Annotated in this window: 14 protein-coding genes; 6 read left to right on the top strand and 8 right to left on the bottom strand. The window is 65.9% G+C overall.

Annotated elements, in window-relative coordinates:
- Positions 1-95: 95 nt before the first annotated feature.
- From IAG41_RS19885 to IAG41_RS19855, 7 genes are all read right to left on the bottom strand, one after another.
- Complete coding sequence (locus IAG41_RS19885; RefSeq protein WP_187730402.1) at positions 96-1,523, bottom strand: ammonium transporter; 1,428 nt, start codon at positions 1,521-1,523, stop codon at positions 96-98.
- A 14-nt stretch (positions 1,524-1,537) separates the two neighbouring features.
- Positions 1,538-1,876 carry a P-II family nitrogen regulator gene (locus tag IAG41_RS19880; protein WP_187730401.1) on the bottom strand — a complete coding sequence of 113 codons (339 nt, stop codon included), beginning with the start codon at positions 1,874-1,876 and terminating at the stop codon, positions 1,538-1,540.
- A 144-nt stretch (positions 1,877-2,020) separates the two neighbouring features.
- The gene (locus IAG41_RS19875) at positions 2,021-2,224 is read right to left on the bottom strand and encodes a DUF2007 domain-containing protein (protein WP_187730400.1); all 204 of its coding nucleotides are present in this window, start codon (positions 2,222-2,224) and stop codon (positions 2,021-2,023) included.
- The gene (locus IAG41_RS19870) at positions 2,224-3,159 is read right to left on the bottom strand and encodes a DUF5996 family protein (protein WP_187730399.1); all 936 of its coding nucleotides are present in this window, start codon (positions 3,157-3,159) and stop codon (positions 2,224-2,226) included. Before IAG41_RS19870 ends, IAG41_RS19875 begins: the two co-directional genes overlap by 1 nt.
- A complete protein-coding gene (locus IAG41_RS19865; RefSeq protein ID WP_187730398.1) occupies positions 3,159-3,677 on the bottom strand; it encodes a dihydrofolate reductase family protein in 519 nt (172 codons plus the stop codon). Before IAG41_RS19865 ends, IAG41_RS19870 begins: the two co-directional genes overlap by 1 nt.
- A 12-nt stretch (positions 3,678-3,689) precedes the next feature.
- The gene (tldD, locus tag IAG41_RS19860) at positions 3,690-5,117 is read right to left on the bottom strand and encodes a metalloprotease TldD (protein WP_187730397.1); all 1,428 of its coding nucleotides are present in this window, start codon (positions 5,115-5,117) and stop codon (positions 3,690-3,692) included.
- 18 nt (positions 5,118-5,135) lie between these two features.
- Positions 5,136-5,369 (bottom strand): zinc-finger domain-containing protein, encoded by a 234-nt coding sequence (locus IAG41_RS19855; protein WP_187730396.1) that lies wholly within the window; start codon positions 5,367-5,369, stop codon positions 5,136-5,138.
- 64 nt (positions 5,370-5,433) lie between these two features.
- On the opposite strand from IAG41_RS19855, the gene IAG41_RS19850 reads away from it, so the two are divergent.
- The 6 genes from IAG41_RS19850 to IAG41_RS19825 all read left to right on the top strand — a co-directional run bounded on the left by IAG41_RS19850 (position 5,434) and on the right by IAG41_RS19825 (position 14,263).
- Positions 5,434-6,357, top strand: coding sequence for an ABC transporter ATP-binding protein (locus tag IAG41_RS19850; protein ID WP_187730395.1), 924 nt, complete (start codon positions 5,434-5,436; stop codon positions 6,355-6,357).
- Positions 6,350-7,936, top strand: a complete 1,587-nt coding sequence (gene nadB / locus IAG41_RS19845) for an L-aspartate oxidase (RefSeq protein ID WP_187730394.1) — start codon at positions 6,350-6,352, stop codon at positions 7,934-7,936. The genes IAG41_RS19850 and nadB overlap by 8 nt, the downstream gene beginning before the upstream one ends.
- A gap of 214 nt (positions 7,937-8,150) precedes the next feature.
- Positions 8,151-9,197, top strand: coding sequence for a serine hydrolase (locus IAG41_RS19840; RefSeq protein ID WP_187730523.1), 1,047 nt, complete (start codon positions 8,151-8,153; stop codon positions 9,195-9,197).
- 56 nt (positions 9,198-9,253) lie between these two features.
- Entirely contained in the window at positions 9,254-9,952 is a 699-nt protein-coding gene (locus IAG41_RS19835; RefSeq protein ID WP_187730393.1) for a 2OG-Fe(II) oxygenase, read from the top strand.
- A 43-nt stretch (positions 9,953-9,995) separates the two neighbouring features.
- Positions 9,996-12,752, top strand: coding sequence for a DNA polymerase I (gene polA, locus IAG41_RS19830; protein WP_187730392.1), 2,757 nt, complete (start codon positions 9,996-9,998; stop codon positions 12,750-12,752).
- Between the two features lie 56 nt (positions 12,753-12,808).
- Positions 12,809-14,263 carry a lipopolysaccharide biosynthesis protein gene (locus IAG41_RS19825; RefSeq protein ID WP_187730522.1) on the top strand — a complete coding sequence of 485 codons (1,455 nt, stop codon included), beginning with the start codon at positions 12,809-12,811 and terminating at the stop codon, positions 14,261-14,263.
- A gap of 4 nt (positions 14,264-14,267) precedes the next feature.
- Here the strand turns inward: IAG41_RS19825 and purH are convergent, their stop codons facing one another.
- Positions 14,268-15,839 carry a bifunctional phosphoribosylaminoimidazolecarboxamide formyltransferase/IMP cyclohydrolase gene (gene purH, locus IAG41_RS19820; protein ID WP_187730391.1) on the bottom strand — a complete coding sequence of 524 codons (1,572 nt, stop codon included), beginning with the start codon at positions 15,837-15,839 and terminating at the stop codon, positions 14,268-14,270.
- Between the last annotated feature and the right edge of the window lie 38 nt (positions 15,840-15,877).

The following is a 15,877-nucleotide window of genomic DNA, read 5'->3' as shown; positions in this document are numbered from 1 at the left end:
AGGGCCGGTGGGGTAAACCACCGGCCCAGTCGTCCGCAGGAGGAACATCGTGTGGGCGCCGCGCTCAGGAGAGGCGAACGCGGCGCCCGAACTCGTCAGTAGTTATAGGCCCGCTCGCCATGGTCGTTGATGTCGAGACCCTCGACTTCGACCTCGGCGCTCGGCCGGATGCCGATCGTGACCTTGAGGATGTAGAACAGGATCGCCGAGACCAGGCCCGACCAGACCAGCGTGATCGCCACGGCCTGCACCTGCACCCAGAGCTGGGCGGTGATGCTGTACGCCTCGGGCGTGACGGCGACGGCGGGGAACTTGGTATAGTCGAAATAGCCCTGACCGCCGAGCTTGGGATCGGCGACAATGGCGGTTGCCAGCGCACCGACGATGCCGCCGATGCAGTGGACGCCGAACACGTCGAGCGAGTCGTCATACTTCAGCCGGTTCTTCACCGTGGTGACGAAGAAGAAGCAGACCGGCGAGACGACCAGGCCGAGCACGACCGAAGTCATCGGTGCGGCGAAGCCCGAAGCCGGGGTGATCGCGACGAGGCCGGCGACGGCGCCCGTGGCCGCACCCAGCAGCGACGGCTTTTTGTGGATGATCTGCTCGATCACCGCCCAGCTCACTGCCGCCGCGGCAGTCGCCACGAAGGTGTTGATGAAGGCAGTCGCGGCGACGCCATTGGCTTCGAGGTTGGAACCGGCGTTGAAGCCGAACCAGCCCACCCACAGCAAAGAGGCGCCGATCATGGTCATGGTCAGCGAGTGCGGTGGCATCGGCTCGGTCTTGTAGCCGATCCGCTTGCCGATCACGAGGCAGCCCATCAGGCCCGCGATGCCGGCGTTAATGTGGACGACGGTGCCGCCGGCGAAATCGAGCGCGCCCTTGGCGAACAGGAAGCCGCCATCGGTCGGCGCGTCCGGAAGATAGTCCGGGCCCGCCCAGTACCAGACCATGTGCGCGATCGGGAAGTAGACGAGCGTCAGCCACGCGATCACGAAGATGATTAGCGGCGTGAACTTCACCCGTTCCGCAAAGGCACCGACGATCAGCGCCGGCGTGATGCAGGCGAAGGTCATCTGGAAGCAGATATAGGCATATTCGGGGATGTAGACGTTGTTCGAGAAGGTCGCCGCCGACGTGGTCGCGCTGACTCCCATCAGGAACGCCTTGGAGAAGCCGCCGAAGAAGTGGTTGTCGCCACCGCTCGTGAAGGCCATCGAATAGCCGTAGCAGACCCACAAGAGCGCTGCGACGCAGACGATCATCAGCACCTGCATCAGCACCGAGAGCATGTTCTTGGTGCGCACCAGGCCGCCATAGAAGAGCGCCAGGCCCGGCACCGACATCATCAGCACCAAAGCCGAGGAGACGAGCATCCAGGTGGTGTCGCCCTTGTTCTGCATGGCGAGTGCGGCCGCGGCATCGGGCGCCTTGACCGGCCCCCCTTGCGCGAGCGCGGGCAGCGCCACGAACAGGCCGGCGATCGCCGCCGCGCCTGCGAATTTCATTGCTTTGTTCATCGTGACCCCCTTCATCACAGCGCGGTTTCGTCGGTCTCGCCGGTGCGGATGCGCACCGCCTGACCCAAATCGAGGACAAAAATCTTGCCATCGCCGATCGCGCCGGTGCTGGCGGCCGCCTGGATCGCCTCGACGACGCGGTCCGCGACGTCGGAGCCGCATGCGACCTCGATCTTGATCTTGGGCACCATGTTGGTGCTGTATTCGGCGCCGCGGTAAATCTCGGTCTGGCCCTTTTGCCGGCCGAACCCCTTGACCTCGGTAACGGTCATGCCGGCCACGCCGACCGCGGTCAGCGCTTCGCGGACCTCGTCGAGCTTGAACGGTTTTATGATGGCGATGATGAGTTTCATTTCGCCCCCTTATGGCGGTTGTCCCGGGGGCTAGTTCAGCAAGGGGCGTGCCATACGCAGGAATCCCACGATTCCGCGCCTTTCGCGCAATGAAATATTACCGAAACGTGAATTTTTGTGCAGTTGCGAAACGCTGCTCAAAAATCAGGCAGAAGTCTCGACCAATTTGCGGGCGGCCGCGAAGTCGTCGTCATCGACCATCACCCGTACCGGGATCAGGAAAGCACTTCCGTCGGCGATGCTGGCGCCGGCATCGAACACGAAGGAGGGAATGCCCTCTGCTTCGAGCCGCGACTGGACGATAAAGGCTTCCTGCCGGTCGAAGCGGCCAATCTCTACAAGTGCCATCAGACTTTCCTTGGGCGGCGGGGGACGCCGGGGGAGCATTCGAGGGTGGCGCGGTCCCAGCCGGCCAGATCGGCGGCGGCGGCATAGCTGGCGTGGAGGAATTCCAGCAGCATCGCCTCGGGATCGGGCGCGGCGCGAACGGCGTCATAGTCGAGGATGAACTCGCCCATGTTGCTCTCGAAATAGGCCGGCGCCGGCACCGCGGCGGCGCCGTACCCAGCCGGGGCCGGATAGGCATAGGCGTAGAAAGCGGGCTTGGGGAAAGCGTCGGTGCCTGGCCAGAAGCCGGCGCTGGCTTCCTCATGACTATAGGCCTCGCAGGTCACATCGTCGGGCAGGCCAGGAAAGCCGCCGGGATGCCTGGGCGCGCTGCGTCCCGAAAAGCGCGTCACCGCGAGATCGAAGCTGCCCCAGAAGAAATGGACCGCGCTCGCTTTGCCGAGGAAACCGGTGCGAAACTGCTGGAAGACACGAACGACCGACAGCAGCGCGCGGTGGAAGCGTCGCACGGCGTCGGGATCATAAGGACGCTGCGCGCTGTCCTCGGGAAAGGGCAGGGCGTCGGGCATTTCGCTGGGCTGGGTGACGATGTCCACCCGCGTACCGAGCCGATCGAGCGCGGCCATCACTGCCGCGTAGAAATCAGCCATGCTGCCGGGCGCCAGTTCGATCTGCTCGATCGCGTCGCCGGTGGCCAGCGTCAGATGACTCGAGACCAGGTCGAAATCGAGCTGCAGCGTCTTGCCCTGGACCGGAATCGGCCCCGTCGTCATCCCCCGCGCGGTGGGAAAGAGGACGACGTGCCAGCTATGATTGAGCCAAGGCGTTTGAGCGAGGCGGATCTTGCCCGCGACCTGCGTCATCAGATGCAGGTGCTGCGCCGTCTCGCGCCACGCTGCCCAATCGAGCTTGGGCCAATCAATCCTGCCGTCCATCAATGCACCCTATACTCGCTTTGGACCAGACCGCCCGGATAGGAACGGGTGGCGACATGATCGAGCCGCACATCGTGCGGAAGCGGTCCGAACAGCGGAATGCCTTCGCCGATCAACACCGGCACACGCGTCATGATCAATCGTTCGACAAGGCCCGCGCGCAGGAAATCCTGGATGGTGATCCCGCCATCGACATAGAGATGATCGATCCCGCGGGCGGCAAGCTTCGCGACGATTTCGGCGGGCGCACCGGCCATCTGCTCGGCCGTGCCGGGCACCGCCGACAGATCGAGCGGGCGGCGGCTCAATATCACGGCCGGCTTGCTGCCATAGGGCCAGGTCTCGAACGCCGCGACGATCTCGAACGTGTTGCGCCCGATCACGAGCGCATCGACCGTCTCTAAGAATTCGGCGTAACCATGGGGTTCGCCGCCGCCCTCGGGCAACCAGTCGAGCCCGCCGTCGGGACGCGCCATGAACCCATCGACGCTGATGCCGACAAATACGGATACCGGCATCGCGCGTCCCTCCTAGGTTGCGGTTCCACCCACCGTGAGCCCTTCGACCAGCAAGGTCGGCTGGCCGACGCCCGCCGGCACGCTCTGCCCGCCCTTGCCGCACATGCCGACGCCTTCGTCCAACGCAAAATCGTTGCCGATGCCGGTCACCTTGTTGAGCACGGTCGGCCCATCGCCGATCAAGGTAGCACCCTTGATTGGGCGGCCGAGCTTGCCGTTCTCGATGCGATAGGCCTCGGTGCAGGAGAAGACGAACTTGCCCGAGACGATGTCGACCTGGCCGCCACCAAAGCTCTTGGCATAGATGCCCCTCTTCACCCGGCTGAGCAGCTCGGCGGGGTCGTCGTTGCCGCCGCGCATGAAGGTGTTGGTCATCCGGGGCATTGGCGCGTGCTGGAAGCTTTCGCGTCGCCCATTCCCCGTGGGCGCGACGCCCATCAGCCGGGCGTTGAGCCGATCCTGGATATAGCCCTTGAGGATGCCGTCCTCGATCAGGATATTCTCCTGGGTCGGCGTGCCTTCGTCGTCGATCGACAGCGAGCCGCGCCGCGCATCGAGCGAGCCGTCATCGACCACGGTCACGCCGGGCGCGGCGACGCGTTCGCCGACGCGGCCCGAAAAGGCCGAGGTGCCCTTGCGGTTGAAATCGCCTTCGAGCCCGTGACCCACCGCCTCGTGGAGCAGCACGCCGGGCCAGCCGGGGCCGCACAGCACGGTCATGTCGCCGGCCGGGGCGTCCTCGGCATCGAGATTGACCAGAGCCTGACCGAGCGCCTGGTCGATCGCGCGGTTCCAGGTCTCGGGCAGGAAGAGATTGTCATAGAGCGTGCGCCCGCCAAGCCCGAAGCTGCCGGTCTCGCGGCGGCCATTCTGCTCGACCACGATCGAGACGTTGAGCCGCACCAGCGGGCGCACGTCGGTGGCGACGAAGCCGTCGGGGCGGACGATCTCGACCACGCTCCACTGGCCTGTGAGCGACACTGAGACCTGCGCCACTCGAGGATCGCGCGCCCGCGCCGCCGCGTCGATCGACTGGCACAGATTCACCTTATCGGCGAAAGGCACCAGATCGAGTGGATCACTATCGGTGTAGAGATGACGGTTGTTCCGGCGCGGCGGCGCGGCCTTGGGGCCGGTGGCGGGATCGATCAGCGCCATCGTCTCCGCCGCGCGACGAATCGCCTCAGGCGTGATCTCGTTAGCGTGGGCGAAGGCTGTGGTCTCGCCCGAGACCGCGCGCAGCCCGAAGCCCGATTGTGTATCGAACGATGCGGTCTTGAGCCGGCCATCGTCGAAGCCGAACGCCTCGGTCTTGCGATACTGGAGATACAGCTCGCCATCCTCGGCATTGCCAAGCGCCTCGGCGGTCAGCCGGACGGCGGTGTCGGGATCGAGGCTGTCGCGATAGAGGAACGCGCGGGGATCGGAGGGAAGGCTCATTCCACCGATATAGGAGCCTTAAATGCTTGCGCCAGCCGGGTGATCGGGAAGCGTGCTCTGATCGGCGCCGTCGGCGACTCCGCCGATCAGGACGAAGCGGCGGTCGCAATAGCCGCAATCGACATAGCCGTCATTCTCGTCGATCTGCAGGAACACGCGCGGATGGCCGAGCGCGGCGGGCACGCCGGGACCCGACCCGTCGCAGGAAACGCGGGCATGGGTGGTGCGGATCAGCTCGGGCGGATGGCTCATGGCGCCCGGTTAGCAAAGCCGGAGGGGGCTCGCAATCGTTCGCGCGCGGTCCTATGCGGGCGCCATGACCCAGGCGGCAATCGAGATCGACGGTCTGTGCAAGACCTATCAGGGCGGCAAGCGGGCGCTGGACGGCGTCACGTTCGACGTCCCCCGCGGCCAGATCTTCGGGCTGCTCGGCCCTAATGGCGCGGGCAAGTCGACGCTGATCAACATATTGGCTGGCCTGGTGATGAAGACCGGCGGCCGCGCGTCGATCTGGGGCTTCGACATCGACCAGCATCCGCGCAACGCCAAGGCGAGCATCGGGATCGTCAACCAGGAGATCCTGTTCGATCCCTTTTTCACGCCCAAGGAGACGCTGGCGATCCAGGCGGGGCTCTATGGCGTCAAGAAGGGCGCGTTCGACCCGATGGAGCTGCTCCGCGCCGTCCATCTGGAGGACAAGGCCGATGCCTATTCGCGCACGCTTTCGGGCGGCATGAAACGGCGCCTGATGGTCGCCAAGGCGATGGTACATTCGCCGCCGGTGCTGGTGCTCGACGAACCGACCGCCGGCGTCGACGTCGAGCTTCGCCAGCAGCTCTGGGCCTATGTGAAGCAGCTGAACGCACGTGGCGTGACGGTGGTGCTGACGACGCACTATCTCGAGGAAGCCGAGCAGCTCTGCGACCGGATCGCGATCATCAACCATGGGACGCTGATCGCCAACAAGCCGACCCGCGAGCTCGTCGGCATGGCGCAGGAGAAGCTGGTCGAAGTAACCGTCGACCGCGACGTGATCGCGCTGCCCGACAATGCCTGTTTCCAGAAGATCGAACTCAAGGGCGCACGGACGCTGGTCATCACCTATCGCAAGGACCAGGCGAATGCCGGCGAAGTGCTGGGGGCCGTCCAGGGCAGCGGCTACGGCATCGTCGACGTATCGACCCGCGAGGCCGATCTGGAGGACGTGTTCCTCAACCTGACGCGGGCGGCAAATGGCTGAGGCGCACATCAGCGAGGTCCTCGTCATCGGCTCGGGCGCCGCGGGGCTTACCGCTGCGCTGAACCTGGCCGAGCGCTTCAAGGTCACCGTGCTCGCCAAGGGCGCGCTCAACGAAGGCTCGACCGCCTGGGCGCAGGGCGGCATCGCCGCTGTGCTCGAGCCCGGCGACACGTTCGAGAGCCATATCGAGGACACGATGATCGCCGGCGCGGGGCTCAACGACCGCGCGACCGTCGAGATGGTCGTCGAGAATGCTCCCGCGGCGATCCAGCGGCTCGCCAAGCTGGGCGTGCCGTTCAACACCGAGGGCAATACGCTCCATTTGACGCGCGAGGGCGGGCACAGCCATCGCCGGATCGTCCATGTCGACGACGCGACCGGCTGGGCGGTGCAGGAGGCACTGCTCAACGCCGCGCGCGCCAATCCCAACATCACCTTGGTGCCCGATCTGGTCGTGATCGACCTCGCCACCAGCCGGCACGAGATCCGCTATTCGGGCGCGGGCCAAGTCTGGGGCGTCTACGCCTTCAACCGCAAAACCAACCGCGTCGAGCTGTTCACAGCGCGCGCGACCGTGCTGGCGACCGGCGGCGCGGGACGCACCTATCTGTTCTCAACCGCCCCTCGCGGGGCAACCGGCGACGGCATCGCGATGGCGTGGCGCGCGGGGTGCCGCATCTCCAACATGGAGATGATGCAGTTCCACCCGACCTGCCTCTACAATCTCGAGGTCAAGAATTTCCTGATCACCGAGGCGGTGCGCGGCGAGGGCGGACACCTCAAGATTCCCGGCACCGGCTATCGTTTCATGCCCGATTTCGATCCGCGCGCCGAGCTGGCGCCGCGCGACGTGGTGGCCCGCGCAATCGATCACGAGATCAAGCGGCTCGGCCTCGATTATGTCCATCTCGACATCAGCCAGATGGGCGCGGAGTTCGTGAAGCATCACTTCCCGACGATCCATGCCCGGCTGCTCGATCTCGACATCGACATGACCAAGGAGCCGATTCCGGTCGTCCCCGCGCAGCATTACACCTGCGGCGGCGTGGTGATCGACCGAGACGGCCGCACCGACCTGCCCAATCTCTATGCCGCGGGCGAAGTGAGCCAGTCGGGCCTGCACGGCGCCAATCGTCTGGCGAGCAATTCGCTGCTGGAATGCTTCGTGTTTGGCGAGGCCGCGGCGCACCACATCGCGGCGCATTGGGGCGATTTCGCGCCACCGCCGGCGATTCGTCCCTGGGACGAGAGCCGCGTGGCAGATTCGGACGAGGAAGTCGTCATCAAGCAAAACTGGACCGAGATCCGCCGCTTCATGTGGAATTATGTCGGCATCGTCCGCACCACCAAGCGGCTCGAGCGCGCGGCGCACCGGATCAAGGTGCTGCGCGACGAGATCAACGATTATTACGGCCATTTCCGCGTGACGCCCGACCTGATCGAGCTGCGCAATCTGCTTGAATCCGCCGACCTGATCGTACGCTCCGCGCTCCACCGCAAGGAGAGTCGCGGGCTGCATTACACGCTCGATTATCCCGAGACGCTCCCAGTGGCGGTCGACACCATCCTGATGCCCTGAAACGCCTTCTCCGGACATCTACGATCGGCTTTGTTTTCCGTAGGTTCACGCTTCGTCGTTATACTGACTCGGTTCGTCGCATCGGCGCACCTATATGCTTTGATGCGCGCCGCAGGCGCCGCATGTTGGAGAAGGGCAAGGGGTTGTAAGTTTGAGTAAATTCGGTTTCTCGAGCGTCGAGCGGGCATTGACCGTCGCAGGGCTGGGCCCTGCGATGCTGCTCGGTTGCGCGGTGCACGAGAATCCGCAGCTCGCCGCCTTTCTGCCGGCGCCCAATTACCGCGTCCTGCTGCCCATTCCGTCGGCGACCGCCGCGCCCGTCCATCCAGTGGTGCCCGCCCCCGAAGGACTTGTCTCGTCGTTGGGCACGATCACCCGCAATTTTGATGGCGTCGTCGGCATCGCGATCACCAGCGTCGATGGCGGCTGGATCGCCTCCGCCAATGGCGCCCGGAAACTGCCGCAGCAGAGCGTGAGCAAGCTCTGGGTGGCGATGACCGTGCTTGACGCGGTCGACCAGGGCCGAATCCGGCTCGACGATCCGCTCGTCATCACCCGGTCCGATTTCACCTTGTTCCACCAGCCGATCGCGGCGCTGGTCAAGGGAGACCAAGGTTATGTCAGCACCGTCGGTGAGATCATGCGCCGCGCGCTGACGATGAGCGACAATACCTGCAACGACAAATTGCTCCGCCTGGTCGGCGGTCCCGAGGCGGTGCGCTCGTTCATCGCGCGCAACGCGCTGGGCCCAATCCGCTTCGGCCCGGGCGAGAAGCTGCTCCAGGCGAATACGGCGGGGCTGCAGTGGCGCCCCGAATATTCGATGGGCAACAGCTTCGCGGTGGCCCGGGCGCAGCTGCCGCGCGCGACCCGCGTCGCCGCGTTCGACGCCTATGTCGCCGATCCGCTCGACGGTGCCGCGCCGCTGGCGATCGCCGGCGCGCTGGCGCGGCTGAAGCGCGGCGAGTTGCTCTCGCCCAGCTCGACCGCCTGGCTGATCTCGACGATGCAGAGCTCGCACACCGGCAAGCAGCGCCTGCGTGGCGCGGTGCCCCCGGGCTGGCAGTTCGGCCACAAGACCGGCACCGGCCAGGACCTGTTCGGGCGCACCGCCGGATACAACGATGTCGGCATCCTCACCGCGCCCGACGGCCGCTCCTATGCGCTCGCGGTGATGATCGGCGATACGCCGCGCCCGATCCCCGAGCGGCAGCGGCTGATGCAGGCCGTCGTCCAGGCGATTATCGCGCAGCACGGCTGAGTTCGGGCGCAATCCGCGGGACGCCTGCACCGGCTGGTGCGGCTAGAACCGGCGCCATGACCCGAACCGAACCCATCGACTGGACCCGAATCACAACCGAGCTCGACGCGCGGGGCTGGGCGGTATTGCCGCGCCTGCTGGATGCCGCTGAATGCGTCGCGACGGCGGCACTCTATGACGAGGAGAATCGCTTCCGCAGCACCGTGGTGATGGCGCGCCACGGCTTCGGTCGCGGCGAATATCGCTATTTCGCCGATCCCTTGCCCGATCCGGTGGCGCGGCTGCGGCACGATCTCTATCCGCCGCTGGCGCAGGTCGCCAATCGCTGGGCCGAGCGCATGGGGCGGTCCGAAATCTATCCCGCCACCCATCAGGCCTATCGTGACCAATGCCATCTGGCGGGGCAGATGCGCCCAACGCCGCTGCTGCTCCGCTACGGCCCCGGCGACTATAATTGCCTCCACCAGGACCTGTACGGCGCGCTGCATTTCCCGCTCCAGGCCGCGGTTTTGCTCTCCCAACCCGGCAAGGAATTCACCGGCGGCGAATTCGTTCTGAGCGAACAGCGCCCGCGGATGCAGTCGCGCGTCGAAGTCGTGCCGCTGTCACAGGGCGATGCCCTGATCTTCGCAGTCAATCATCGCCCCGTCACGGGCACGCGCGGCGAGTATCGCGTGACGATGCGCCACGGTGTCAGCACGATCCGATCGGGCCGGCGCCACACGTTGGGGATCATCTTCCACGACGCCACCTGAAAGGCTTTGTCCGGCGCAGCGCTTGGGCTATCCCCAGCGCGCAATGCCTCATCTCTATCTCGTCGACGGCTCCGGCTACATCTTCCGCGCCTATCACCGGCTGCCCCCGCTCACCAACAAGCATGGTGAGCCGGTGGGCGCGGTGTATGGCTATACCACGATGCTGTGGAAGCTCGTCGATGCGCTGAACAAGGCCGACGGCCCCACCCATATGGCGGTGATCCTCGACAAGTCCGAGCACACCTTCCGCAACGATCTCTACGACCAGTACAAGGCGCAGCGCCCGCCCGCGCCTGAGGATCTGGTACCCCAGTTCCCGATGATCCGCGACGCGACCCGCGCCTTCTCGCTCCCGTGCATCGAGGAACTGGGCTGGGAGGCGGACGACCTGATCGCGAGCTACACCAAGGCGGCGCTCGCCCAGGGCTGGCAGGTCACCATCGTCAGTTCCGACAAGGACCTGATGCAGCTGATGACCGATCCCTCGGTCGACATGCTCGATACGATGAACAATCGTCGCCTCGGGCCCGAGGCGACGATCGAGAAGTTCGGCGTGGGTCCGGAGAAACTGGGCGAAGTGCTGGCACTGATGGGCGACAGCGTCGACAACGTTCCCGGCGTTCCCGGTGTCGGTCCCAAGACCGCCGCCAAGCTGATCCTCGAACATGGCGATGTCGAAGCGGTGCTCGCCGCCGCGCCCACGATGAAGCCGGGCAAGCTGCGCGACAATCTGATCGAGCATGCCGACATGGCCCGCCTCTCCCGCAGACTCGTTGAGCTCGCCTGCGACGTGCCGCTGCCCGACCCGCTCGATGATCTCGAGCTCAAGGGCATCCCGGACGCACCGCTGCGCGCCTTTCTCGAGCATCACGGCTTCCGCACCCTGCTCAACCGTCTCTCGGCGGTGGCCGATGCGCCGGTCGAGACGCACGAGACGCCGGGGCTGGAGGAAGATCCGCCGTGCGATCATGACGCATACGAAACGGTCGTGACCGAAGAAGCGCTCGACCGCTGGATCGCCGAGGCCGGTCACCAGGGCTGGGTGGCGATCGACACCGAGACCACCGGAGTCGACGCGACCCGCGCCGAGCTGGTCGGCGTCAGCATGGCGCTCCAGCCTAACAAGGCCTGCTATATTCCGATCGCGCATGGCGGCAGCGACATGTTCGCCGAAAAGCCGGTGCAGCTCGACCGCGACACGGTCCTTTCACGGCTGAAACCGTTGTTCGAGGATCCGGCGGTGCTCAAGATCGGGCACAATCTTAAGTACGATATGATCGTGCTCGGGCGCTGCGGCATAGACGTCGCGCCGTATGACGATACGATTGTGATGAGCTTCGATCTCGATGCCGGTCTGCATGGCCACGGCATGGATGAGCTCGCCGCCACCCATCTGTCGCACAGCTGCATCGCCTACAAGGACGTGGTCGGCACCGGAAAGAGCCAGCTCGGCTTCCACGAAGTCGATCTCAAGGCCGCGACGCGCTACGCCGCCGAGGATGCCGACGTCACGCTCCGGCTATGGCGGCGCTTCAAGCCGCGGCTCGCTTATGAGAGCGCGACCCGCGTCTACGAGATGGTCGATCGGCCCCTGGTAAACGTGATCGCGGGGATGGAGCGCGCGGGCGTCAAGGTCGACGCGCAGGTGCTGTCGCGCCTGTCGGGCGAGTTCACCGAGCAGATCGCCAGGCTGGAGGAGGAAATCCACGGGCTGGCCGGGTTCAAGTTCACCATCGGCAGCCCCAAGCAATTGGGCGATGTGCTGTTCGACAAGATGGGCATCAAGGGCGGCCGCAAGGGCAAGTCCGGCGTCTATTCGACCGACGTCAACGAGCTCGAGCGTATCGCCGCCGACAAGGATTCGCCGGGCCGCGAGATGGTCGTCAAGGTGCTCGACTGGCGCCAGCTCTCGAAGCTCAAATCCACCTATACCGACGCGCTCCAGGCGCAGATCAATCCCGAGACCGGCCGCGTCCATACCAGTTACAGCCTCACCGGCGCCCAGACCGGCCGCCTGTCCTCGACCGATCCCAACCTCCAGAACATCCCGATCCGCACCGAGGTCGGCCGCCAGATCCGCGACGCCTTTGTCGCCGAGCCGGGCAATGTCATCCTCGCCGCCGATTATTCGCAGATCGAGCTGCGCCTCGCCGCGCATATCGCCGACGTCCCCGCGCTGCGCGACGCGTTCGCCAATGGCGACGACATCCACAACATGACCGCGATGGAGCTGTTCGGCGAAGTGAACCGCGACACACGCGGGCGTGCCAAGACGATCAACTTCGCGATCCTCTACGGCATCTCGCGCTGGGGACTCGCCGGACGGCTCGACGTCACGCCCGACGAGGCGCAGGCGATGATCAACCGCTATTTCGAGCGGTTCCCGGGCATCAACCGCTATATCGCCGACACGCTGAACGCCGCCAAGGAGAAGGGCTACACCACCACCCTGTTCGGCCGGAAGACGCATTTCCCCCGGCTCAAATCGCCCAACCCGAACGAGCGCGGCGGCTCCGAACGCGCCGCGATCAACGCGCCGATTCAGGGCACCAGCGCCGACATCATCAAGCGCGCGATGGCGCGGATGGGACCGGCGCTGGCCGAAGCCGGCCTGCCGAACGTCCGCATGCTGATGCAGGTGCACGACGAACTCGTGTTCGAGCTGCCACAAGGCGATGTGGAGAAGGCGCGCGAGGTGATCGGACACGTGATGGCGACCGCGGCGGAACCGGCGATCAAGCTGACCGTGCCGCTGGGCGTCGAGATCGGCGTGGGCCCGAGCTGGGGCGCCGCGCATTGAGCCAGCCGGCCGCTACCGAAGACATCAATGCCCTCGCCAAGGGCGGACGCACCAACATGCTCGGCTTCATGCTGCGCCTCGCCGCGCGGCTGCCGTTCCTGTTCATCGCGGGCCGCGTCTATGGCCCGGATATTGTCGGGCGCTATGCGATCGCGGTGCTGGTGATCGAGTTCGCGGCGCTGGTCGCGACGCTCGGCCTCAAGCGCGGCATTGCCCAGGCGATGGCGAACACGGATCGGCCTCAGTCGCATGTCGCCTATGACGCGATGATGGTGGCGATGCTCGCATCGGCGATCGCCGCCGGCCTGCTGATCGCATTTCCGCAAGCGCTGTTTCCCAATAGTCCGGTGATGGGGCTGGAACGGCTGCTGCCGCTCGTCATCTTCGCCACCGCCGCATCGGACGTGGCGCTCGCCGCGCTGGCCTATCGCCATAATATCGGCGCTTCGGTGACTGCGCGCGCGATCGTCGAACCATGGACGATCAGCATCGCGGCCTGGGGTTTCGCCTATGTCTCGGCGCGAGATGGACTGCTCTATGCCTATGTGCTGTCGATGTCGGCGGCGCTGATCGCGTCGATCGTGCCGTTCCTGCGCGAATATGGCCTGCCCAATGGCTGGCGGCCGCAGCCTGTCCAGATCTGGTCGCTCGCCCGGCGCAACGCGCCGCTGGCGGGTGCAGACACGATCGAATGGGCGACGCGCAACGTCGATCGATTCATCCTCGCATTGCTCTTCGCGCCCAGCGTGGTGGGCATCTATTACATGGCACAGCAGGTCGCATCGGTGCCGCAGAAGCTGAAATCGAGCTTCGACCCGATATTGGGCCCGGTGGTGACCCAGGCGCTGGCCGTCGGGGACCGCAAGGCAGTGGCGAAGCAGGTGCGCCAGGTCGGCTTCTGGGTGACCAGCGCGCAGGCAGCGCTGGCGGTGATGGCGTCGATTCCCGCATCGGGCGTGATGGGATTGCTCGGCCCGCAATTCGTGCCCGGCGCGCTGGCGCTCTGCATCCTGCTCGTCGCCGAGGTGCTCGCCTCCACCGGCGCGGTCTGCGAGACGGGCCTCGTCTTCATGGCCCGGCATCGCAACCTGATGATCTCGGGCACGGTGTTGCTGCTCCAGATCGCGCTGACGTTCGGCCTGCTCCTGCTGGCGCGCAACCATGATGCGCCGTTGCCGATCCAGGTGGCTGCGCCCGCCGTGGCATTGGCGATCTCGCTGACGATCGGATCGGCTGCCAAGGCATGGTTGCTCTATCGGCTGACCGGGGCGAGCGTGCTGAGCATCCGGCCGAGCTTCTTCGCCGCGATCGGCGTCGCCAGCCTGGTCGGCGCGGCGTTCATGTCGCTGCCGCACCAGTTCGAATGGGCCGAGCTTAGCCTTGGCATGCCGGCGATCCTGGCGACCTATCTGTTCGTGATCATCAAGTTTGGCTTCGGGCCGGAAGACCGCTCGCTGTTCCGCAAGATGCCGGCCGCAGGCGCGCCGCTCCCCGCCGAGAGCGTCGCCTAGCGCCTCAATGCCGGAAGTGGCGCATGCCGGTGAAGACCATCGCCAGCCCGGCTTCGTCCGCAGCCGCGATCACATCCTCGTCGCGGATCGAGCCGCCCGGCTGGATCACCGCGGTCGCGCCCGCCTCGACTGCCGCCAATAGCCCGTCCGCGAACGGGAAAAAGGCGTCCGACGCGACCGCCGAGCCGATCGTACGCGGCGTTGACCAGCCGACCTTCTCGGCGGCGTCCTTGGCCTTCCACGCGGCGATGCGCGCGGATTCGAGGCGGTTCATCTGCCCCGCACCGATGCCGGCGGTCGAACCGTCCTTGGCATAGACGATCGCGTTCGACTTGACGTGCTTGGCCACGGTCCAGGCGAACAGGCAGTCGGCGAGTTCCTGCTGGGTCGGCTGGCGCTTGGTGACGACCTTCAAGTCCGCGCCCGTGATGATGCCATTGTCGCGGCTCTGGACCAGCCAGCCGCCGGTGATCGACTTGGCCATCATGCCGGGACGCGCCGGATTGGGCAGGTCGCCGGTCAGCAGCAGGCGGAGATTTTTCTTCGCCGCGAACAGCGCGATCGCTTCCTCGTCGGCATCGGGCGCTACCACGACTTCGGTGAAGATTCCGGTGATCGCCTCGGCCGTCGCGCGGTCGAGCGGGCGGTTGACCGCGATGATTCCGCCGAAGGCCGAGACCGTGTCGCAGGCGAACGCCGCGGCATAGGCCTCGGCGAGCGATGCGCCGCTCGCGACGCCGCACGGATTGGCATGCTTGACGATCACCGCGGTGGGCGGGCCGTCGCGGAACTCGCTGGCCAGCTCGAGCGCCGCGTCGGCGTCGTTGTAATTATTGTAGCTGAGCGCCTTGCCCTGCACTTGGCGCGCCTGGCCGATGCCGGACGAAACCGGGCCGGCATGGCTGTAGAACGCCGCCTGCTGGTGCGGGTTCTCGCCATAGCGCAGCGCCTGGCCGCGCTTGAGCGAGAGGTGAATCGTTTCGGGGAAGGCCTCGCCTTGGTCGGCCAGCGCGAACCAGCTGGCGATCATCGCGTCATAGGTCGCCGTCGCCGAATAGGCCTTGGCCGCGAACTTCCTGCGCTGCTCCAGCGTGGTGCTGCCGCCCGAGACCAGCGCATAGTCGGCCGGATCGGTGACGATCGCCACCGAATCGTGGTTCTTTGCCGCCGAACGAACCATCGACGGGCCGCCAATATCGATATTCTCGATGATCGTGTCGCGATTGGCACCGCGCGCCACCGTCTCGGCGAAGGGATAGAGGTTCACCACCACCAGATCGATCGGGGCGATGGCATGATCGGCCATCGAGGCTTCGTGATCTTCGTTGCCGCGAATCGCGAGCAATCCACCATGCACCTTGGGGTGGAGCGTCTTGACCCGCCCGTCCATCATCTCGGGAAAGCCGGTCAGATCGGAGATGTCGCGCACCTCGAGCCCCGCCGCACGGAGCACCTGGGCGGTGCCGCCGGTGGAAACGAGCTCGATGCCGTGCGCCGCCAGCGCCTGTCCGAGTTCGACGATGCCCGTCTTGTCGGAGACGGAGAGAAGCGCGCGGGTGATCTTGACCTGGTCCATGGCGCGCCCTCTCCCGGATCAGGGCGGCGCGGGCAAGC

The organism is Sphingomonas sp. JC676, from assembly GCF_014489075.1.
In the GTDB taxonomy this organism is placed as follows: Bacteria; Pseudomonadota; Alphaproteobacteria; order Sphingomonadales; family Sphingomonadaceae; genus Sphingomonas.
The sequence above is the reverse complement of the archived record's forward strand: the minus strand, read 5'-3'. Positions and strand labels throughout refer to the sequence as shown.